Origin of the sequence: Methanococcoides alaskense, assembly GCF_027594145.1 — an archaeon.
Taxonomy (GTDB): Archaea; Halobacteriota; Methanosarcinia; order Methanosarcinales; family Methanosarcinaceae; genus Methanococcoides; species Methanococcoides alaskense.
In genome coordinates, this window is the sequence record NZ_JAQFFK010000003.1 from 462,997 (window position 1) to 484,600 (window position 21,604).

A 21,604-nucleotide genomic window follows, 5' to 3' on the forward strand; every position below is an offset into this window, starting at 1 on the left:
AATTTTAAATCCATCCTTTTTTAATATCTTTTACAATAAGAGTTCCAGAACATCTATTATTTTCATCCGCAGTTATGGAACTATATGCTGAAGGAGTCCCATTTCGATAAAATTTCGGAATCTCCTCGTGGTTGTAGCTTATCCTTCCTTGAATCCACTTTTGTATTCTTATGCCATTATCGTTTGATTCAATAATTTTGCATCCCAAATGGACTTTCTTAATCCAATTTTCGTTATGACTATATATTTGAGTTTCAGCAAGTATTGTTACTTTTTGTTCATCATATTCTCTGAAAAATTGTTCATCAATATTTCTATTGGCTTCTCTTAATCGTATATCATTATACAACTTCTTCATACTATGTAGTTTCGGAACACTTGATTTTGGATTTTCTTTTGTTTGGTTATTATTATGCACGCCTTTAATATGCTGCTCCAAACCATTTGCTGATTTGAATTTTTTATGACAATATTTGCATTTGCGATGGACGTCTTTAATGTGCTTCTTCAAATTATTTATTGATTGGAACTCTTTCTCACAAAATTTGCATATGATGTGGGCATCTTTAATATGTTTATTCAAGAGAATTTCTGATTGGAAATATTCTCCACAGTATTTGCAGATGCTATGTTTGTCTTTAATGTGCTGCTTCAAAAGAATTTCTGACTGGAAATTGTTGTCACAATATTTACAATTGTAATGCACATTTATAAGATGCTGTTGCAAAATATCTTTTGATTGGAAGTATTCTCCACAGTATTTGCATGTGGTATGCACGTCTTTAATATGCTGTTTCAAGAGAATTTTTGATTGGAAGTATTTATGACAATATTTGCATATGATATGGTCGTCTTCAATATGCCGTTGCAAAATATCTTTTGATTGGAATTTTTCATCACAATATTTGCAAAAATAAGTATTCAGGATATTAGAAGAATATGCTAGGTGCTTCCCTTCATCCTCTACATGAATTGTTGGTAGTGGAGGTTTCACAGTTGATAATGATACTGTCTTTGCTAGACCAAGTTCATCTTCATCTTTTACTTCCTTTACGTATGCAGAAGTCATACAATTGCTACAAAATTCATTAAATCCAACAGATTGCCCACAACTTCTACACATTAGCATATTATAGCCTATCACTTAAAATCATATAACGGTTTCTGAAAATCATTGAGATGTTCAGGTGGAAGTTAAATATGAAAAAACATCAATTTTCTGGCAGTAATCCAAGTAATAATATGGGAACTGGAATAGGCAATAATTTGAAATATCTGTATGCGAAATCAAATTCTGCCATGTTGCTAACGCTTGATGGTCTTGTTGGGAAGAAATCTTTAGGAGTAGTTGGAACAATCAACACCGCCAGCGAAAGCAAGTTCTTTGATAATCCATAATGGAATTTATAGTAATCACGATAGATAGTGGCACTGTTTCCAAATTGAACTTCTATGAATACATCATCCTTTTGAAAATCTCCTATCAGCTTCGGATTATCGTGAAGTAATGGTTTCGTTTGCCAATCATATTTTGAAAATTCAGCTTCAAATGCTTTATTATATGCCGTTTGGTGATGGAATGTGTTATTTCCAACCTCAATTTCAAATTCAGGTTCCCATTCTATAGCATCAATACAAGCAAATATCTCATGGACTTCATCGACATTGCGTAGAAGCTTGGGACTGCAAAAGAAATATTCTTCTTTGAATTTCATAACTTTTAATCCTTTAAGAATACTTTTTGTAATTTATTTATAACGTTTGGTTGAGTAAGTATACAATGCTTTACAAGCATGATTAAACCTATTTATTGGTGCATACATTGAAGCTATAGTTATTATGGCTAGAAGCAATACTACAGTAATTGCAATGGAATCAGACCGTTGAACAAGAAGTAGATAGATAAAAGTCCACTCAAAGTTTATTAGAACCCCTATTGCTATGTTGTGAGACATAAAAAATTGGGCTACGATACGTTCAACATTGTAACCCTTTTCAGAATCCACTGTTGCAATGATTTCATATCTTTGTTCAAAGGCATGTTGATATTTTTGCTATTTATGCTTATAAATATCAGTTTTGATAGCTAATGATTCTATAGCAATACCAAATAATTGTATTATGAAGCCTAAGGAAATTATGACGCCAATAAAGAGAGTATCTGATGTATCCACATATGTAAGGAAGGGTATGTTTATTTCCAATACAAGTGTTAGAACTCTAAATATGGTGTAAAAAATGATACCTGGAATTAATACCGTTAATGTAATCCATAAGTTTTCAACTAATGATTTTGCCATACTAGCCCCCACGTATTAGCCCATTAATGGATATACAATATGTATTACGTAATAATCTATTATAAATTCCACTATACTTAACAGAATTATAAATGAAGAATGGAATTATCATTCTTCATAATCGGGTGTTGGATTTCCAATATTCGAACGCTGTACAAGTGAATCAGTAATCTGTGTTCCAATAGTATCCCCATAATGATAGTTGTAGACAATATTGCTATCAATAAGTCCTTTCACATGAATCCTTTTCTCGATTTCATCAAGAATACCGTGATAGAAGCCCGTGAGAGCTTCTTCAGCTTCTGCCCATGCCTTCAGTATGAGCTTGGACTTCTTTGAACCACCAACGACCTCAATCTGTGCTGCATAGCGAAGTTCTTTCACACCTTCACCGTAGAACTTAGCTACCACCCGATAGAGGTTGGCAGAATCATTCACTTTTGGTTCAAGCATAAAGAGATTCATATCCTGTAACACATCAGATGTGACATCAAAGAGTGTGGATGCAGGTATATCAATCTCTTTGGTGGTCTCTTCAGCTTTAGCAAAATTGGTTAAAGAACTACGCCATTCTGTTTCTGCAATTGATTTTGAATGAAGTAATGGACAGACAATGCTAAGGGATTTTGTTTCAAGGTCAATCTCATTACGCTTTTTCATTGAATAATCGTAGTAATTTACCTTACCTGAAACATGACAATCCCCACATTCACCGGTTGGACGAATTTCAAACGTTACCGTTTTGCTTTCGTTTGCTTCCAACATTGAAATGGTTTTTTGTTTATTCTCTAATAGGAATACATCTGGAACGAAGAGTGATATCTGTAAATCTGCAATTGGTTCTGGTGTATTGTTCTCTGTTTTGACCTTATAGATTATTGTGGCACCCTTGTAATGGAAAGCCGATTTTGTTGCAATGTTTATAGATTCATTTTCATTCTGAATTTCATTAGCATCACTCCTCACAAAAGGCTTGAGTTTATTTTTAACATTTCTATTATTTTCAATTGATTTGAATGTGGGTTCAGCATTTTGAATATTTTCAACTTCATCTGTTACTAAGTATGAAGATTTTTTATCCATGGATTTATATATAAATACTAGAAGACTTACCCCAGCAACAATTATTAAAAATAATAGTAAAATAATATCTGAAAAAGAATTGTTAGTATCAAAACCACTTGCGGCATAACAAGGAACAATAAACACATATAATATTAAAAATAACGTGATTCCAATGATAATTGGTATATGCACTCTTTTCACAAAAATAACCTCTCATAATTATTAATTCAATTGTTCAACAGTTTAAAGCTATATAACAAATTTGATATAATAATATATAGTTTTTGCACACGTTTTTATTATATATAGTAGCTGAATTGCATTCTCATCAAAAAAACAGATATTCAAGAATATTAAAATTCCTAATCACACAATACAGGTGTATTTCGTTACATATTATACAACTAGTAAAGATATATATACTGTGTAACATATAACATATTTTATGGAAGAATTGAAAAACGCAGTTGGATATGCTAGGACTAGCACCAAAGACCAGAACATCGAAACCCAGATTTTGCAATTGAAAAACAAGGGTATAATTGCTGAACAGATATTTTTCGATGAGGGTGTCAGTGGAAGTGTCCCTGCCGACAAAAGACCAGGGTTCAAGCAATTACTGAAATGCATTGAATCAAACAATATCGATACCATCTATCTTTTTGAAATCTCAAGGTTGGGTAGAACATTCATTGACACCTTGAATTTGGTGATGGAGTTTGAAGATAAAGGTGTCAGGGTCGTTTCATTGAGTCCAAGCGAATCGTGGTCTACCATTGAGGATGCTCATTACAGGAGGCTGCTGACATCATTGTTTGGATGGGTGGCTGAGAATGAGAAGAGGATTCTACAGGAACGTATCAAGGTCGGTATCGAGCGGTATAAGAAAGAGAATGATAAATGGGGTAGACCTACCAAAGAACCCGATAAGAAAGAGGTTATGAAATACCGGAAGAAAGGGTTGACCTGGGCTGAGATTTCAAGGGTTTTGAATATTCCAGCCAGTACGTTGTATAAGTACAGGGATATTTGGGAAGAACGGAGCAGGGTGGAGAAGGTTAAGGGTGTGGGAAGTTGAAATAATTTTCAATTCCCTTCTGCTAATTCAATTCCATTCAAAAAAGCTTCAAGAGCAACTTTCATATTTTCATTTAAATCAACATAATTTACTGATTCTTTAATCTCGATAAGTCTCTCTTTTATATAACTCACTTCAATAAGTTGATTCAAACTAATAACAAGTTGAACCCAATTAGCCCAATTTTTTTGCGTAAAATCGATAGGCTGTATTGCATGATGTTCCATAACATTAGTTATTAACAGTAATAATGCGTCATCATCTAAAGCTATCAATTTCGTGTAATTCTCAAGTTCATCTTTAGCACGCCATTTACCCATAAATTGTAGTATGGGGTAGAAATGAGGTGAATGTATTAATTTTCCCTCTTTTAGACATGCACTAAATCTATTACATATCAATTGCTTCAGTTCATCAAGGTCTTCATAACTTATGAATTCATTTTCATCATTTTCAAGCGAAGCTATTTCTTTTGCAACAATATAGAGACTATTATTCGCATAATTGGTACTCTTTTTAAGGATATTATATCTTTCTTTTCGAGATTCAATTTTTTTGAGCAAAGAATAAATTATCTCTTGAATATAAAAAGAATTTGTAGACGTTTCCTCAAGTGAATCGCCAACAACAAAAATGGCTGTAACAAACGATTCGATATCTTCGACTGGAATTATATCGGTTTTATCAAGTAAACTAATAAGAAAGTCTGAACCTTTTCCATCCTTGATAATATTTTGAATTGATTCCAATATTGTCACAACATCGTTTCCTTTGCTAAGAAGAATTTTCATTTCTGCTTGAGAGATTTTTGTTTCTGAAACAGCAAATCTGAAATAGACATTAAAAAAATATTCACTGCATATGCGACGATTTTTTCTCCATAATACATAAGCTTCAGAGCTATGGGTGGTATTTCCATAAAAAGAGCTAAGTTTTGGAAATAACATAGTTAAGAAATTCTGCAAAATGTTTCTACGTTTGATATCGTACCTATTGAGAATTTCCACACAAATTGCTTTGTCATTATCATTTTGTGAATTGCTAGAAACTTCAGTACTTAAAAAGACATGACGGTTGGATTTTATTTCTTGATATAATTCTGGTAAAAATACTTGAATTGCTGTTATTCCAATGAAATCGATAACATTGACTTCTTCTTTTAATACCTCATAGTTGAAATTTGCAACATTAATGTACCTGTTTATGTCCCTAATGTTATTAAAAAAATGATAAACTCCACGATTAAGCATCTCGATGTAAGCTTTTTCATAAAAGTCGTCGTGTGGATTTCTAACAATGATTTTTGAAATTTGAGTGTCTAATAAGGAAATTAATTCTGACCTTGAAATTTCTGGCAATTCAAAAGGAATTTGAACTATCTTTTCCAAATATTGATTCCCGTTTCCACATTGTTCAGTTTCTAAAGCTTTTGAAACAACTTCTCTATCAAAAGTTAGAACATATGTTGTATTTGGGAAATCAGCTATAGATTTAACAAGTTGAAATATTTGTTTGATTTCAATTTCATTCAAACGGTCAATGTCATCTATCACAATAATTATGCGTCCATCGTATTTAATCTGATTTTCACAAATTTCATTTTTAATTTCTTCTATACTTTTATTGTGATGACCAACAATTTCAGCAAGTTTGCCAACAAGACCTGATGCGACTGAAGTGCTAATCACAAATGGAAGAAACTGTGGTACTATAGATAATGGCAAAATTGCTTTTGAATACGTTTTGAACATTTTTCCACTATTTTTTAACCATTCACTATTGTCTTCTCTACAAAAGTCGTTAGATAATTGATTAAAAAACTGGCTTATCAGTTGATTTTGATTTGAAAAATTCCATGGGTTGAAGTTTATGATAATTGGACTTTTGTTTTTATCAAAATTTGTTGATTCATTTTCAACATGCTCTAAAACCATATTAATAAATGATGTTTTTCCATAACCCCATTTTCCATAAATGCCGATTACATGACTTTCTTTATTCGAATCTGCTAATAATGCATCACCCAATTCCTTAGCAACACCTTTCCTTCCAAGAGCATCATCATCAATGGACGTAATTGGTTTGTCTGGATTGAACATAATATAGTACACCTTCTACTTTATTGATGAAGTATGCACATGTTATAAGATATTATCGAAAATTTATTGGTGCATAAACAAAAATCACAATAAAATTAATCAGAAATGTTTGATAGGAGATGGAATACTTCGAACGCCCACTATATGCTGAGATGGTGAAAATCATTTTGCTTTTTTCATTTTATGGACTTTACAATGATAGTTATATCCTGCCACTGACCTAAACGATTCGTTACACTATTTACAAACCCATATCGAATGCATATATTCATAACCCTTAATTATATATGTCTTTTTTTTCTTTGAACGCCCGAGTTCAATATATATGGAATGTTTTTTTCGAAGGTGAGCAGCAACCTCCTCCATATTGTTTCCTATTTTTTCACAAAGTGCACACCTATACTTTCTTGAATTGTGCATTTTTAGAATATGGTCATGAAAACTCTTATTATCAGTAAATTCCAAATCACAAAAACCGCAAATATTGTCAAATTTAGAGTTTGGGCTGTATTTTATAACTTTTTTACTTGTGTGTTTGTCTTTCACATGCTCTTTAAGTGAAATTTCACTCGGAAATAACTGATTACAATGTTTGCAGCGGTTGAATAGGGATGATGTTGTTCCTTCAATAGGCTTATAGCGTGTATCGGGATTGTCTTTTGTTCCAACTTTCAGCTCGATTGTTGAATATGGCTTTTCTTCAGGTTTAACATCTACATAACAGCAACAATTCATACAGTAATGTCCTGCTCCCGAATTCGAGCTTGTTGGCTCCCCACAGCGTCTGCATAATGCCATTGTTTATCCTCTAATTATTACGTTTTCATGACTAAATTCCAGTCAGCATATCTCACGAAGATGATTTTTATAACCCACTTCAAAATCAAATGTTTCACCGCACTCAACACATTCCCATGTTTTTGTCAGATATCGCTCTAAAATTACTGGTGAAGGAATAATTCCATCATTTCTTTTTTTAATTTCAAAAGGATGTTCTTTTATTATGTGACTAATACTTTCGGATTTATTTTTAATTTCTAACTTGTCACAAAAAAGGCATTGGTATGTGATAGGATGAACAGCATCTAAGTGAGATTCAAATTCTTCTTTTGAATACGATAAAAAACTGCAATATTTGCAATTATATATAGGTTTGATTTCCGTGAATATCGATTCTTTTATCACATAATCCGCTTTTCTAAAAAAGAATACATAGCAACCACATTTCCGACAGAAATGTCCCAATTCCGATGTCGTTCCTGTTATTGTTGTATCCCCACAATGTGGACATTTAGTCAAAATACTCACTCTCCCACTTAGTCGATATCGCTTCCAGTTCTACTTTCATGAAGACAAAGCCACGACTTCTTCATTCAGCTTCTTGTAGACGCTCCGAATGAGTATCTCTTTCACCTTACTCGCAAAGTCAGTATCATCCATTATCTTCGCAAAGATGTCCCCATTTTGTTCCATACGACCAATCAGAACATCTGTGAAAACGTCCTCAAACCCAAATTTGAAATTGTCTACGGTATTGTTCCTTGCCTGCTTTGAAAGACCTTCATTTGCTACAAGGTCTGCTTCTATCTGTTCAAAGAAAAGGCGGTCTGCATCAGTGAAATCTGTTCCGAAGCGGTCGTTGAGCACTTTTATGATTTCGGAAAGATGAGCTAGCTCTTCCTTTTCTTTCCTCATACCTGCTTCAGAAGTAGGGTCAAGTACTCCATTTTCGGGCTGGAGACTGATTGAACCTTCGTTTATCTTCTGCAAGCGGTAATACTCCAATGCTACTTCATCGTCAAGCTTCAGCATTTTGGAATTATCTGTTCGTGGCAACTTCTTCAGGAGCATGCGACCATATGCATAGAGTTTTTCCAGTTCCATATCCTGGAATGGCATTATCTGTGACAGGAACGAATAGAGTCTGACGAAGGATGTGAGTGTGTGCCTGAAGTCTTCCTGTTCTTCTTCGGGTGCAATTCCCCTGTAACGTTCAACGGCAGGGTCTATGTAAGCATTAAGCTGTGCATTGTCCTTCTGAGTATGTCTGTTCTCTGAGCGGAAGAAAACATTGCAGAAATTGTTGACCTCGGTCTGCCAGAATACCTGTGCAGATTCCAGTCTACCCTTAAGGTCGTAGAGAAGGTTTGGGTTTGTGCTTTCGCTAAGACTCGTTTGCTGGTAGTAAGGCTGGAATGACAACAGGATATCATCTTTGTCATTTACGAAATCGAGAATGAAAGTGTCTTCCTTACCTGCATGAGTTCTGTTCAGTCGGGAAAGGGTCTGTACGGCTTTGACACCAGAGAGTGCCTTGTCAACATACATTGTGTGAAGAAGAGGCTGGTCGAATCCGGTCTGATACTTCTCAGCTACAAGAAGCAAACGATATTCTTCAGTATTGAACTTCTCAGGCAGTTCTTTTTCACTGAATCCGTTCATTTCAGGTTCTGTAAATGAGTTGCTATATTCGTCAGTCACTGTTCCTGAAAATGCAACGAGTGCTTTGATATCGGAGTAACCTTTTTCTTTGATGTAGCGGTCGAATTCTTGTTTGTACTTAACAACGTGTGGGCGTGAAGATGTAACGACCATCGCTTTTGCCTGCCCACCAATCTTTTTCATGGTGACCTGGCGGAAGTGTTCTATCATGACCTCTGTTTTCTGGGCAATGTTGTAAGGATGAAGTGATACAAACCTTGCAGCTGCTCGTTTTGCCTTCTTCTTGTTAAGAGAGGGGTCGTCCTCAATAGTCTTAGAGAGCTCGAAGAATGTCTTATAGGTGACATAGTTCTTGAGAACGTCCATGATGAACCCTTCTTCGATTGCCTGTCGCATAGAGTAGAGATGGAATGGCTTTTTCTGACCGGATTCATCCTCTGTTCCAAAAACATCGAGAGTTTTGGATTTAGGGGTTGCTGTAAAGGCATAGAAGCTCAGGTTTTTCTGTTGTCCCCTAGATGCCATCACCTTTCGCATCTGGTCTTCAGCATCGTCATCTTCTTCCCCACCCTCTTTAGAAATAGTATCCATGTCGGTAGCTGCAAGTATTACCTTCATCTTTTCCGAGGATTTGCCACCCTGAGAACTGTGAGCTTCATCAACGATTACGGCATACTTCCTTGCAGGCATATCTTCCACTTTGTCGATGATGAATGGGAATTTCTGCAATGTAGTAATGATGATGTTTGTACCGGAATTGAGAGCGGATGCCAGTTGCTTTGAATCCTTGTCAATCTTCTGGACAACGCCTTGTGTATGTTCGAACTGGAAAATAGTATCCTGAAGCTGTTTGTCAAGCACCCTACGGTCGGTGATGACTACTACTGAATCGAATACCCTGTTGTCATCGTTGTCATAGAGGCACGATAGATGGTAGGCAAGCCATGCGATTGAATTGCTTTTCCCACTGCCTGCGGAGTGCTCTATGAGATAGTTCTTGCCTGAACCGTTCTTGTGTGTGTCTGCTGAAAGTTTGCGTACCACATCGAGCTGGTGGAACCGTGGGAAAATCATGGATTCCTTTTTGAGAAGTTTTCCGTCCATCTCATATTTTTCAACCTGCAAGTGCAGGAACCGACCGATGATATCAAGCCAACTATCTTTCTCCCACACTTGTTCCCAGAGATATGATGTTCTGTAACCGTGAGGATTGACCGGATTACCTTCTCCTCCATCACATCCACGATTGAATGGAAGGTATCGTGTGGTTTTACCGGTCAATTTTGTGGTCATGTACGCTTCATCGGTATCAACTGCAAAGTGTACAAGAGCCCTCTTCTTGAACTTGAACAGAAGCTCGTTCGGTTCTCTGTCGAACATGAACTGCTTTTTGGCATTATCCACGTTCTGTCCTGTGAACTGATTCTTCAATTCCACAGTAGCTACAGGCAACCCATTGATGCTTAACAGCATGTCAATGGATTTCTCGCTTTTAAGACTATAATGAACCTGTCTGGTGACAGTTAGATTGTTCATCCTATACAGCTTCTGGGTTTCAGGATTAAGACCGCTCACGGGCTTGAAGAACACAGTGTCATAATGGACACCCATGTCTGTGAACCCATTGCGAAGTACATCCAACATCCCCTTGTTGTCAAGTTCATTCTGGAGCCTTTTCAGAACCTTAGTCTCAACGATTCCTCCATGTATGGAAACTGACTTATCCCATTTATCTGGTTGGCTTTCCTTCAGGAACGATAACATCACACCCTTATCCAATGCAAGTTCCTTGTCATAATTAGCAGGGTTCCCTTGTTTGTACCCGCCTTCTTCAAGGAGGTGGCTTTCAATAGCTTCTTCAAAGGCTTTTTCTGTGTGAATCTGAGTTGAAGTCATTAATAAATACTCCATACATGAGGAATTATTGACAAATTATGATGTTATAGAGAGTAGTAATACTCTTTAATCTTTTTTGCAATCAATTCTCTTCTTTTTATCAAGAACTCATCATAATCTTTGATGTCCATTGAGAATACATCTTCAGGAATACAGTTCATCTTCAGGTTCTCATGGAAAACGTTTTCATCACAGATTGCACCATACTTTGCATTTCCTGTAGCACATTGCTCTTTCAATTCATTGAAATATATGTCTGGAGCTTTGCTACCAACCTGTATATTGATTTCACTCTGCATGTAAACATAGTTGGCAATCTGATTGTAGCGTCCTCTTTTGAGACCGTTTTTCTTCAGATATTCTCTTGGAAATATATGGTGGATATCTCCATGATGACTGATTAAATCGTCTACAGTGATGTCTTTTGACAGAAAACCCTGGTCTTTGTTCTTTACCTGTGATGCAAGATATACGTTGAAATAAGGGCTGCTTGAAACTGAGGAGTCCAGATTCTGTATCAGTCCGACATCAAAGAAGGTGTCTGAAAGTTCTGCCTGTTCAACGCTCCTCAGATATTCTCCAAAGTCCTTGGTAGCGATGTTTTTGATATCTCGGTCAAATTCAGATTCAGGAGAACTGGAGTATCTTCCGGTGAGAACTGAAAGTACAAACCATCTACGTACATATTTCCCGATGTCAGCTGGTTTGTAACCCATTGATTTTAATTTTAAGTAAACTATGTAGGCAAAGTTTAGGGAATTCTGTGAACGGATAAGTTTGGAAGAAATAAATCCTGCCGACCTTATTATCATCAGGAATCTCTGGAAACTATGTTCGTTCATAAACTTGTAAATACCCTGTTCCAGTGTCTCAAATGACTGTTTTGCAATCTCTTCTTCATAGGTTCTGGTTTCGAAATTCCTTCCTGAAAGCAAACCTACTAGGTCAGAAAGTCTTCCTCTTTCAAATTCCGATGTGAAAACTACCCTTAGCATATCTGTGTACCTTGGGTCGTAAAGGTCATCATTCTCATTCTTCAACCAGGACATTTTTCGGAAGTATTCTGTTGAAGAGAACTCCGTATCAACATCTCTTATCTGTTCATAAAATTCCGGTGCTACAGCCATATGGCAAAAGTAGTCGATAGCTTTTCTGATAGTGGAACCATTATAATCTTCATTTGCAGCTATCTTTGACATTGCAAAATCAGCCTGACTTAAAGTTACTCCCTTGGAGTTTATCCTTATGAAAACCTCAGTTACTGTTTCAATGTCAAGGTCAGAATCCAATTCTATCAGACCGAGTTGTTTGTTGGTAATATTCTTCAGATTTTCAAGGGTATTTTCAACATGTATTTCATCAACATCTGGATTTTTCTCACAATAATCTTTGAAAAACCGAATTAATCCCACTTCTTTATTGATAAGTGGAGATATATCATGAATCCAAGAATTGTCTTTCTCAATTGCAGAATTTAGAACCTCAAATCGTTCTTTAATAGGATGGAAAGCTATCCTTATCTTTGTTTTTTTGTAATTACTATCGATAATATAATTGCCCAGAATGGCAGCATTTAGAGCCATCACTCTCTGTTGACCATCAATCAGAATTTTCTTTCCTTCGGAAACGGTTCCATCCTTAAGTTTAACATTTGGATTTCTCCATGCAATGAGATAACCAATCGGATAACCCTGATACAATGAATCCATAAGGTCTCTGACCTGTGTAGAATTCCATACAAAGGGTCTCTGAATCTCAGGTATTGCTATCTCACCAGACTTTACCCAGCTCAATACTGCCTCAATTGACTGTGGGTTTACTGTATATTTTTGAGTTTTCATTCAAGTACCCCAATTTCTTTTCTAACATCAATTTTACCTGTTACTGCTTCAGAGATGAGTGATGTGCGATATTCTTGTAGGAAGGAGATTTGACTTTGGATTTTGGCTATCATTCTAGTTGAATTTATGATAGTTGAATTTATTAAATCTGTAATTAAATTCTGTTCGGAACAAGTTGGAAATGGAATTAATAGATTAGCAATAAAATCCCAATTTGCACGTGGCATCTTTGAACCATAAGTGGAACTATTTACTTCTGTTATAAAATCTTCAGATAAACATCGATAGTACAAGAAATCAGAGGTAATGAGATTACTATGTCTTAAAACTAATATTTCACTTACACAAATTCCAGCCTCTTGAGCTTTATAGACTTTTGCAAGATATGGTCTCAATTTTCCAAATAGAACATCGTCTTCATTAAAAACAATACCTTCAGATTCAAAAGCATTATCAGAATCTAAATTAACCAATTTTCCAGTCCAACTTTCAATATTTTCTAAGGCAATTTTTAAAGAACCATATGCTTCTTGTTTTTCCCTTGTTTGATTTGCCAAATACTTTAATTTCTTAATCTCCCAATGCTCCGGCACTTCTCCCAGCCACTCAATACCCGAATCCTTCATAGGCACATCTGGATTAAGTCCCTTCGTCACTGCCTGATTGATAATTGCAGTTCGTTCCTCTTTTAGCAGTTCGATTTGCTTCTGCTTCTTTTCGATGAGGGCGCCAATTTGAGATGTTTTTTGGTCGAGGAAGGTGCCGATGGATTGTTGTTCAGTAAGAGGTGGAAATGCTAATCGGAGGTTCTGAAAATTTTCTTTTGAGAGATATTGTTGGATTGCACCTGAACCAAGTGATTGTAGTCTTTCACTACTTGCATTCATTAAATGATAAAGATAGTTGGAATTTAATTTACTATCAGGTACTATCCCAATGAATGTCTGGTTGGAGAGAAGAGGTTCTTTTACAATTGCTGTTGAACCCATAGTACAGCTGCAAGAACAAAGGACTGTTCCAATAGGATAAACCTTGAGGTTCATTGATTCAATTACTTCATTACTAACAAGTTGATTGGATTTTGATTTTGAGATATCTTTTCCTTCAAAATCTTCAATTCTAATCCATGGGGTGCCAATGTTAGAAAAAGTGGGTTTGTCGCGCATTGGGACTATCATTTGTGTATGATAACCAAGTTTGTTAACTACCCAATGCTCCGGCACTTCTCCCAGCCACTCAATACCCGAATCCTTGTATGCAGGATATGGCTTCATTCACTTACAGCCTCCTTAAGCAGACCTTCCATCTCTTCTTCAAGAACCATGATATCTGTCCTTATATCATCGAGACTGCGAAGTGGAGTGTAATTGTAGAATTCCTTTGTGAAATTAAGCTCGTAGCCAATCTTCGTCTTGCTATCATCAATCCATGCATCAGGAATGTGTGGGATGACTTCACGCTCGAAATATGCCTGTACATCTTCCTTCAAATGAATGTTCTCATAGTCACGGAGGTTTGCATCGGGTTCTTGTTCACCTTTCTTTGTGCAGACATCAGCAGTTTCATCCTGTTCGGAGAGAGCTTTGAGAATGGTCTTGAGAAGTGGTGGATTGATATCGATGCCAGACTTCTTGATATGCTGTTTCAGAACTTTTGTGAATTCATCACGGTTCTTATAGAGCTTGTCGGAATCCATGGACGAAAGCATCTTAAGGAGGGAATCCTGCAAACGTTTGCCTTCCACTATTTCCTTCTCTGCCGCTTCACCTTTCTTCTTGCTCGAAGCAATATTGACGAAACCCTTTTCTTCCTTCAGCCTCTCGATTCGTTCTTCACTTGCCTGGAAATTGAGCTTCAGAGGTCTTTCTATGGTAATTCGCTGATATCCGAAATCCTCATTGTCGAAAATCTTAGAGAACTCGCTTTCCTTGAAATCGCCATAGAGTTTAGTGATAGTGTTGATGTTGTCAGAACTAACCTCATTGCGTTTGTTACCTAGGCTTTTCTTCATCTTATTGTAGAAGTCCACGGCATTGATAAGCTGTATTTTTCCTGCCCTTTTAGCTTCTTTTCGGTTAGTAACTATCCATATGTAGGTAGAGATGGGGGTGTTATAGAACAACTGGTTAGGTAAAGCCACGATAGCCTCAAGCATATCGTTCTCGATAATCCATCTTCTAATCTCACTTTCACCTTTTCCAGCACTTCCTGTGAAAAGCGTAGAACCATTAAAGACGATACCTATACGTGAACCGATGTTGTCATGTTTCATCTTTGAAATCATGTGCTGAAGGAAAAGGAACGAACCATCATTTATCTTTGGCAAACCTGCACCGAATCTTCCATCATGTCCCCTACCTTCACTCTCGGCTTTGATGAACTTCTCCACCTTCTTCCATTCGACACCAAACGGAGGATTGGAAAGCATATAATCAAATTTTTCAGCTTCTAACCCATCTTCTGTAAAGGAATTACCGAATTTCATGTTGTAAGCATTCTGACCCTTGATGAGCATGTCTGATTTGCATATTGCATAGGATTCATCATTGAGTTCCTGTCCAAATACTTCCAGCCTTGCATCAGGATTGAGCTCTTTAAGATATTCTTCTGCAACAGAGAGCATACCTCCGGTACCACAGGCAGGGTCATAGAGTGTTTTAACAATACCTTCCTGTGTAAGTATGTCTCTATCATTTACGAAAAGTAGGTTTACCATTAGTCTGATAACTTCTCTTGGTGTAAAATGATGTCCAGCAGTCTCGTTGGAAAGCTCAGAGAATTTGCGTATCAGTTCTTCAAAGAGATATCCCATTTCGACATTACTTACTTTATCAGGATGTAAGTCTACCTCGGCAAATCTCTTGACAACAAGATAGAGAAGGTCTTTTTTATCTAATTCTCTTATTTGCTCATCAAATTTGAAATACTCAATGATATTTCTAGCATCCTCTGAAAAACCGTTGATGTAGTTTGAGAGATTGGCAGCAATGTTGTTAGGGTCTGCTTTCAAGCTCTGGAAATCATACTTGCTTTGGTTATGAAAATTAAAGCCTGCGACCTTATTGAGTACGGGGTCAGTGTTCTCGATATTCATACTTGCCATTTTTGGAAGATAATCCAGAACCTTCTGTTTTGTGGGTTCAAGGACACAATCCAGCCTTCTCAATACAGTGAGTGGAAGAATGACCTTACCATAATCTGCCTGTTTGTAGTCGCCCCTAAGAAGGTCAGCGATGCTCCAAAGGAAATTAGCGTTTTCTGTTACGTTGACCATGTTAACAATCTCTTTGATGAAAGGGTATGTTTGATTATTATTAATAATAAAATTAAAGTGAATATTTTATGATGGCTGATACTGATTGCTAAGCATTATAAATTTATTGATTTTATTTCAATATCAACATCTCTCCCAATCCTATTAATTTAGGTTCAAGCTTTGAATGATGGGAAGATGGTATAATACTGCATTTTGAGAATAAATTTGGTCGTGTACCCATATGCAATGGTCAAATACCGCCTGCTGAATGATGGGACTTTACAATAGGCGATATAACTTCTATGTAACTCTTTTTTCATTCAAAACAGTATTAGGATTCCATAAAGACCATCTTGCCGGACTATGATATAAGGAAAGAATGGTTGAGGGTCAATGGGAAAATGTTGAATGTTTGATGAGTATTATTTATTATTTAGGTATGAAATTACTAATTTAAGGCATCAGTATTATCTTAAAAGGCTTGTATCATGGGCTGAAATTGAACTTGATGCAAATCCTTTATTATCAATGGAAATGAAAGAGAAGATTAAGAAAACATAACCTTCTTAACTTTTTAGAATTTATGGGCTTCAAAAGTAACAAAGCAGGGACATACTCTATTTGTAAGTTGCCAATACTTTATTATCACCTTAATTTATTGTTCAATTTTATTAGTTCTCTAATCCTTTTAGAAATGTCTTTCGGAACTTCCTTTTCTATTTCATATGCAATTAAAGTTGGAATAATTGGTATACTAAATTTTAATTTTTGCTCAGTTGATTTAGATTTATCAATAAATCCATCTAATACATCATTAATCTGAGTGCTAAGTTCTGGGATTTCATTTTTAATTATTTCTAAGTTCTGAATTATGAAATCTAAAGCTTCATGGTTATTAGTAAGTTCATCCACTTTTAAGTTGACACCATCAATCTTTTTATCAATCGAATTTAACTGTTGAACCGTTTCCTCTAAATTTAATTTCAGTAGTTGCGGGATTAGCAAAGAGATAATAGAATAATGGTTGCTTACGTCATTAGTAAGTTCAATTTCATCGATTTTTTTCAAAATATTTTCATTATCTCTATTCTTTGGTATGTTTTCTTTTAAAATAAAAATTAGATTATTGATATTTTGCTTCAATGTTACTTGATTTCCAATAGTCCACTGTTTAATTTGCCTATTAACTTCACATGCAACATGTTCAAGAGCTGTTCCTTTTGCGTTTTCAAGTATACCTTCTGATTCATTGCGAATTCTTGTGATACTTGACAAAATTCCTTTATCCAAATAATTTTCAAAAAATTCCTTTTCAATCGTAAATTCAGTTACATCAATTAAATTTTTCTCTAAATTTTCATTAATGAAAAGTTCAATGTTCTGCTGTAAACTTCCTCCAAATCCTGAGTAATCTGTTGCACAATCAAAGAAGGCATACCATACTGAATAGTCACTAAAAGTAGAATAGCTTTCAATCAATATTGCATAGCTATAATCAAATCTACCCAAATCTATAGAAGGATGCTTAATTCGAAGAATTTGAATTTTATCTTCAACTTCGTAATATTTGTTTTTTTCTACAGCACCTATCAATAAATCAGTAAATACAGCAGCTCCATCGATAATAATCTGTTTGCAGTCCATTTTAAAAAACATTTGCCACAAGAAGTAAGAATCTAATTTTTTAATTTTAGATTCATTGTCACTGCTGCTCATATAATCGGGATTAGAAAGCTTTTTTGGAGATAGCAGAAAGCTCAGCACCTTTTTATTAAATGTGCCATCCAAAACTAAAATGCTATTTTTGGACAAGTTTATTCCAATATTATCCTCCAATGGTTCAATAATCTCAGATTTAATAATGGGGAAAAAATAGTCAATAGATTCCCATTTAATTAATGCTGATAATTCCGCATCACTATAATCAATGCCAAATGGGTCATGTTCATAATCCTCTATTACATTTTTTGAAAATTTCTCATAAGCTCGATGTAGTTCTGTTAGGGAACATATCTCAAACTGTTCTTCTCCCAATAAGACATACCAAACATATTGTAAACAAAAAATGTAGCCATAATAGCTTTTTTCCATTAGTTCAGGAGACATCTTGTTTTTAAGAATTGAAGCAGGATATGTATGAGGTTTACCTCTTTCCGTATCATTCAAAAAAATATAATTGTAAAAAATACTTGTTGCGTTTAATACCAAATCCTTACCAATATCTTTGGTGCAGATTATGTTGTTTCTATATATGGAATCAAATATTGAAAAAAAATCATGGTTATTTTGCCAATAACACTTGATATCATCCCAGGAAGATGCATTTTCTATTTCCTTTAAGTTGTTCCATATATTCTTTATAAAAACTGTTTTTTCGCTTGTATTAGGTATGTCATCTATGTTGACACCAACAAATTGTGCCCTATAATAGGTCATATCATCTTCTAAATCAAATGCGGAAGATAGATGTAATGATTCAAGTAAATCACTTGTAACAACTTCTATGAAGAAATTATATCCATCAAGCAAAAAAGAATCTTCTTCTATCTGATGATACTGATTAATCCAGTTCCTAAATCCATCCGTATTTGAAATAATTTTCAAAATATTCAGGAATGAGAATATTCTATCCATTCGATGCTCTCTCTGTGATTTGCTATTCGTATGAACCAACTCAAAATCATTTTGTTTTTTAATTCGTTTACAAAGATAAAATATGTTTTAGAAATATCCCTAAAACTAACCAAACAAGATATCAAAGTTTAATCTCGATTGATTAAACAACCGTTCCCTGACAACTACCAATTTGCCGGAGAACAGATAGACATACTGGGCAGGCGAAAATGGTTATAGATGACTCCTGCATAGACGGACTTAAATCCGTAAATGCACTTCTTTCGAGGCTATACATTTTGATAAAATCAGACAATTGAATGTCATATTCCTTTATTTCGAACACGCCACATAAATCAAAAAAAGCAAAAGAATCGGTTTGAGTCACATTTTCACTAAATACGTGGAACAGGTCTTTTCCGTCTTCATCAGTTCGTCCACAAAAATAACACTTTCTTTCGTCATCTAAATATATTTTCCCATTCATGTACAACAATATATTAGGACTAAGCTTAAATTTTGTGGTCAGTTAGCAACAAAAAAATATTTGTATGGTCTGGAAGAACTTAAAAAAGGTCTCATGCAAGATTTACTAACAGGCAAAGTCAGAGTGGATGTGAATTAATTGTTACTGAAGAAAATAATTATTGAAAATTATCGGAGCATTGAACATCTTGAAATCGATATTAGAGAAATTGCAGGATGTAAGTTCCATTCCTTTTTTGGGATAAATGAAGCTGGGAAAAGTAACATACTAAAAGCAATTGCTCTGCTATCACCTGATAAAAAAGTGGAATACAATAATGATTGTAATAAATCTGCATTAAAAAAGAGCAAACCAATAATTTTGAGATATATTTTTGGAATAACAAAAGAAGACGAACTAGAGAAGAAGCTAGCTTCTTATGATATTTCACTTACTTTGCCAACAGGATTAACCAATGTATCTGAGCCTTATTATATTGAAAAAATAATTCAATTTGGTGAAAATTCACATCGGCAAGAAGGTTATGTCGTTCATCAATCAAAAGGAGTCTCAGACATTCTACAACCAGATGATGAAGAAAATTGGGGGACATTTCTTGGAAAGTTGATAGTGGGAGTAGCTGACTATGCTGATAGGACTAACCTTGAAAAAATTGTGAACGAGCAAGCAAAAGCAGCTATCGATACATTAATTCCACAAATCATCTATTGGAAATATTCCGATGAATATCTTATAACCAATCCTATCAACCTAGAAAATTTCAAAAACAATCCAGATACATCCATTCCACTGAAGCATATTTTTCAATTGTTTGGTTACAATGGAGAGGATATTGCAAAGATTGTGGCTAGAATACAAACGAGTTTTGATATTCGAAGAGAAGTTGAAAGGGATTTGTCTAAAGCCATTACTGACCACATAAATGAAATTTGGTCAGACCATCCAATAAATATCGGAATAAGGATGGAAAGCAACAATCTGTGCGATATTTATGTTGAAGACAAAGACAACACTAACCAAACATTCAGTATGGAACAAAGAAGTGATGGTTTCAAACAATTTATCTCCATACTACTTTCTATATCAATAAAAAATAAGGCAAAACAATTAAAGAATAATATAATTCTATTGGATGAACCTGAAATAAGTCTCCATCCTGGAAGCATCAAGTGTCTCCGTGATGAACTAATGCAAATTGGAATCAGGAATATTGTTCTTGCTTCTTCACACTCCATTTTTATGGTTGACAAAAAGAATCTGGATAGACATTATACTGTCAAAAAAGATAACTCAAAAACAGTTATTAAAAAGGTTGACCCAAAAAATCCACTTGAGGATGAAGTTATATATAATGCATTAGGAACTTCTATTTTTGAATTGATTCAACCCAATATCTTGGTATTAGAAGGAAGGACGGACAAAGATATTTTTGATATATTTACAGACAAATTTGAAGATGAAATCCAGCCTGCAAAAATTCAAACAATAGTAGCCACAGGTACTGGTGAAATTGCCAAATATGTAAATTTTTTCCATAGTAGGTTTATCAATGGATTTGTTTTAGTAGATTCAGATAATGCTGGCAGAGGAGCATTAGAATCAATACGTGTGGCTAATGCTGAATTTACAGATAATTCTTTCGAGTTAAAAGATTTTGTTGATATTTCTAAAAGGGATGCAGAAATGGAAGATATTCTTCCAGAAAATCTTGTTATTAGCTCTGTGAATGGACTGTATGGACTGAGTTTCACCCCTACAAAAGATAAGCCCATTATGAGCCAGATAAAAGCAATATTAAGAACACAATCTGAATCTAAATATGACCCTACAGTTTTGAAAAAACATATTGTACAAACAGTAATTAATGACATAAGAAGCAAATCTGTTGGACAACTAAAAGATGAATATCCAACATACGTTCAGTTCCTTACAAACATACACGCTAAAATAAAAGAAGTTGAATAAAATGCCTGATGAACCCCAAATCCAGATGAATGAATATGCCCTTGTAGAAGAGTCAGTATTGATTTATATTCAGGATTTGAAAGGGGGAATGGGGCAACTGCCCCAAGAAGAACTAATTGCGATTCAATTGGAAGATTGTGATGGCAAAAACATCCATTATTGATTATGTGGTTGTTCATGAAATGTGCCATTTGAAGTACAAAGACCATTCAAAAAAATATTGTAATTCCATTAAGACCATTCTGCCAGATTATAAGATAAGGAAAGAATGGTTGAGGGTCAATGGGAAAATGTTGAATGTTTGATGAGTATTTTTTAGGTATGTGAAATTAATAATTTTAAAAGAAAAGCTTCATTATTATCTTGAAAAAATAGTAACATGGGCTGAAAGAGAAATGGATGCAAATAATCTACTATTTGCTGAAACTAAGAACAAGATTAGGAATATGTGATGTGCGTGAGAGCTAATCTCACAGCCACACAGTAGACATTTCATACTGTAACATATATTTATATTTTGATATTATAGCATCTCTACAATGAGCTTAGATTAACATTTTAT

At 35.0% G+C, this 21,604-nt stretch carries 19 protein-coding genes; 6 read left to right on the plus strand and 13 right to left on the minus strand.

The genetic code is table 11. The features are described 5' to 3' along the window. Positions 1 to 4: 4 nt before the first annotated feature. From PBV53_RS06110 to PBV53_RS06125, 4 genes are all read right to left on the minus strand, one after another. Positions 5 to 1,069 (minus strand): C2H2-type zinc finger protein, encoded by a 1,065-nt coding sequence (locus PBV53_RS06110; protein WP_270096273.1) that lies wholly within the window; start codon positions 1,067 to 1,069, stop codon positions 5 to 7. A 142-nt stretch (positions 1,070 to 1,211) separates the two neighbouring features. Further along, positions 1,212 to 1,715 carry a BglII/BstYI family type II restriction endonuclease gene (locus PBV53_RS06115; protein ID WP_270096274.1) on the minus strand — a complete coding sequence of 168 codons (504 nt, stop codon included), beginning with the start codon at positions 1,713 to 1,715 and terminating at the stop codon, positions 1,212 to 1,214. Between the two features lie 339 nt (positions 1,716 to 2,054). Further along, positions 2,055 to 2,300 carry a hypothetical protein gene (locus tag PBV53_RS06120; protein WP_270096275.1) on the minus strand — a complete coding sequence of 82 codons (246 nt, stop codon included), beginning with the start codon at positions 2,298 to 2,300 and terminating at the stop codon, positions 2,055 to 2,057. A 108-nt stretch (positions 2,301 to 2,408) separates the two neighbouring features. Next, positions 2,409 to 3,566, minus strand: coding sequence for a COG1361 family protein (locus PBV53_RS06125; RefSeq protein ID WP_270096276.1), 1,158 nt, complete (start codon positions 3,564 to 3,566; stop codon positions 2,409 to 2,411). Positions 3,567 to 3,810: 244 nt separating this feature from the next. On the opposite strand from PBV53_RS06125, the gene PBV53_RS06130 reads away from it, so the two are divergent. Beyond that, positions 3,811 to 4,443 carry a recombinase family protein gene (locus PBV53_RS06130; protein WP_270096277.1) on the plus strand — a complete coding sequence of 211 codons (633 nt, stop codon included), beginning with the start codon at positions 3,811 to 3,813 and terminating at the stop codon, positions 4,441 to 4,443. A gap of 8 nt (positions 4,444 to 4,451) precedes the next feature. On the opposite strand, the gene PBV53_RS06135 is transcribed toward PBV53_RS06130, so the two are convergent. The 7 genes from PBV53_RS06135 to PBV53_RS06165 form a co-directional block, all read right to left on the minus strand. Beyond that, complete coding sequence (locus PBV53_RS06135; RefSeq protein WP_270096278.1) at positions 4,452 to 6,542, minus strand: KAP family P-loop NTPase fold protein; 2,091 nt, start codon at positions 6,540 to 6,542, stop codon at positions 4,452 to 4,454. A 237-nt stretch (positions 6,543 to 6,779) separates the two neighbouring features. Further along, positions 6,780 to 7,340: a hypothetical protein gene (locus PBV53_RS06140; protein WP_270096279.1), complete on the minus strand. Its 561-nt coding sequence runs from the start codon at positions 7,338 to 7,340 to the stop codon at positions 6,780 to 6,782. Between the two features lie 42 nt (positions 7,341 to 7,382). Next, complete coding sequence (locus PBV53_RS06145; RefSeq protein WP_270096280.1) at positions 7,383 to 7,841, minus strand: C2H2-type zinc finger protein; 459 nt, start codon at positions 7,839 to 7,841, stop codon at positions 7,383 to 7,385. A 45-nt stretch (positions 7,842 to 7,886) separates the two neighbouring features. After that, on the minus strand, positions 7,887 to 10,880 hold the full coding sequence (locus PBV53_RS06150) for a type I restriction endonuclease subunit R (protein ID WP_270096281.1): 2,994 nt from the start codon (positions 10,878 to 10,880) through the stop codon (positions 7,887 to 7,889). Between the two features lie 44 nt (positions 10,881 to 10,924). After that, complete coding sequence (locus PBV53_RS06155; RefSeq protein ID WP_270096282.1) at positions 10,925 to 12,721, minus strand: GmrSD restriction endonuclease domain-containing protein; 1,797 nt, start codon at positions 12,719 to 12,721, stop codon at positions 10,925 to 10,927. Further along, positions 12,718 to 13,995: a restriction endonuclease subunit S gene (locus tag PBV53_RS06160; protein WP_270096283.1), complete on the minus strand. Its 1,278-nt coding sequence runs from the start codon at positions 13,993 to 13,995 to the stop codon at positions 12,718 to 12,720. The genes PBV53_RS06155 and PBV53_RS06160 overlap by 4 nt, the downstream gene beginning before the upstream one ends. Beyond that, positions 13,992 to 15,995 (minus strand): type I restriction-modification system subunit M, encoded by a 2,004-nt coding sequence (locus PBV53_RS06165; protein ID WP_270096284.1) that lies wholly within the window; start codon positions 15,993 to 15,995, stop codon positions 13,992 to 13,994. The genes PBV53_RS06160 and PBV53_RS06165 overlap by 4 nt, the downstream gene beginning before the upstream one ends. A 390-nt stretch (positions 15,996 to 16,385) precedes the next feature. Between PBV53_RS06165 and PBV53_RS06170 the strand changes: the two genes are divergently transcribed. Then, positions 16,386 to 16,538 (plus strand): hypothetical protein, encoded by a 153-nt coding sequence (locus PBV53_RS06170; protein ID WP_270096285.1) that lies wholly within the window; start codon positions 16,386 to 16,388, stop codon positions 16,536 to 16,538. 84 nt (positions 16,539 to 16,622) lie between these two features. On the opposite strand, the gene PBV53_RS06175 is transcribed toward PBV53_RS06170, so the two are convergent. Next, positions 16,623 to 18,611, minus strand: a complete 1,989-nt coding sequence (locus tag PBV53_RS06175) for a hypothetical protein (protein WP_270096286.1) — start codon at positions 18,609 to 18,611, stop codon at positions 16,623 to 16,625. A 142-nt stretch (positions 18,612 to 18,753) separates the two neighbouring features. Next, the gene (locus tag PBV53_RS06180) at positions 18,754 to 19,077 is read right to left on the minus strand and encodes a hypothetical protein (RefSeq protein ID WP_270096287.1); all 324 of its coding nucleotides are present in this window, start codon (positions 19,075 to 19,077) and stop codon (positions 18,754 to 18,756) included. A 138-nt stretch (positions 19,078 to 19,215) separates the two neighbouring features. Here PBV53_RS06180 and PBV53_RS06185 point away from each other — a divergent pair, with 138 nt between their 5' ends. From PBV53_RS06185 to PBV53_RS06195, 4 genes are read left to right on the plus strand one after another with little or no spacing between them, the layout of a single operon-like run. Beyond that, entirely contained in the window at positions 19,216 to 21,042 is a 1,827-nt protein-coding gene (locus tag PBV53_RS06185) for an AAA family ATPase (RefSeq protein WP_270096288.1), read from the plus strand. Between the two features lies 1 nt (position 21,043). Beyond that, complete coding sequence (locus PBV53_RS06190) at positions 21,044 to 21,205, plus strand: hypothetical protein (RefSeq protein ID WP_270096289.1); 162 nt, start codon at positions 21,044 to 21,046, stop codon at positions 21,203 to 21,205. Next, a complete protein-coding gene (locus tag PBV53_RS09650; protein WP_369123346.1) occupies positions 21,183 to 21,347 on the plus strand; it encodes a M48 metallopeptidase family protein in 165 nt (54 codons plus the stop codon). Before PBV53_RS06190 ends, PBV53_RS09650 begins: the two co-directional genes overlap by 23 nt. Before the next feature lie 18 nt (positions 21,348 to 21,365). After that, a complete protein-coding gene (locus PBV53_RS06195; RefSeq protein ID WP_270096290.1) occupies positions 21,366 to 21,494 on the plus strand; it encodes a hypothetical protein in 129 nt (42 codons plus the stop codon). Positions 21,495 to 21,604: the final 110 nt, after the last annotated feature.

Coding starts and splice junctions, on each gene's coding strand:
- PBV53_RS06110 (WP_270096273.1), bottom strand. CDS start 1,069: ATGACTTCTGCATACGTAAAGGAAGTAAAAGATGAAGATGAACTTGGT.
- PBV53_RS06115 (WP_270096274.1), bottom strand. CDS start 1,715: ATGAAATTCAAAGAAGAATATTTCTTTTGCAGTCCCAAGCTTCTACGC.
- PBV53_RS06120 (WP_270096275.1), bottom strand. CDS start 2,300: ATGGCAAAATCATTAGTTGAAAACTTATGGATTACATTAACGGTATTA.
- PBV53_RS06130 (WP_270096277.1), top strand. CDS start 3,811: ATGGAAGAATTGAAAAACGCAGTTGGATATGCTAGGACTAGCACCAAA.
- PBV53_RS06135 (WP_270096278.1), bottom strand. CDS start 6,542: ATGTTCAATCCAGACAAACCAATTACGTCCATTGATGATGATGCTCTT.
- PBV53_RS06140 (WP_270096279.1), bottom strand. CDS start 7,340: ATGGCATTATGCAGACGCTGTGGGGAGCCAACAAGCTCGAATTCGGGA.
- PBV53_RS06150 (WP_270096281.1), bottom strand. CDS start 10,880: ATGACTTCAACTCAGATTCACACAGAAAAAGCCTTTGAAGAAGCTATT.
- PBV53_RS06155 (WP_270096282.1), bottom strand. CDS start 12,721: ATGAAAACTCAAAAATATACAGTAAACCCACAGTCAATTGAGGCAGTA.
- PBV53_RS06160 (WP_270096283.1), bottom strand. CDS start 13,995: ATGAAGCCATATCCTGCATACAAGGATTCGGGTATTGAGTGGCTGGGA.
- PBV53_RS06165 (WP_270096284.1), bottom strand. CDS start 15,995: ATGGTCAACGTAACAGAAAACGCTAATTTCCTTTGGAGCATCGCTGAC.
- PBV53_RS06170 (WP_270096285.1), top strand. CDS start 16,386: ATGTTTGATGAGTATTATTTATTATTTAGGTATGAAATTACTAATTTA.
- PBV53_RS06175 (WP_270096286.1), bottom strand. CDS start 18,611: ATGGATAGAATATTCTCATTCCTGAATATTTTGAAAATTATTTCAAAT.
- PBV53_RS06180 (WP_270096287.1), bottom strand. CDS start 19,077: ATGAATGGGAAAATATATTTAGATGACGAAAGAAAGTGTTATTTTTGT.
- PBV53_RS06190 (WP_270096289.1), top strand. CDS start 21,044: ATGCCTGATGAACCCCAAATCCAGATGAATGAATATGCCCTTGTAGAA.
- PBV53_RS09650 (WP_369123346.1), top strand. CDS start 21,183: ATGGCAAAAACATCCATTATTGATTATGTGGTTGTTCATGAAATGTGC.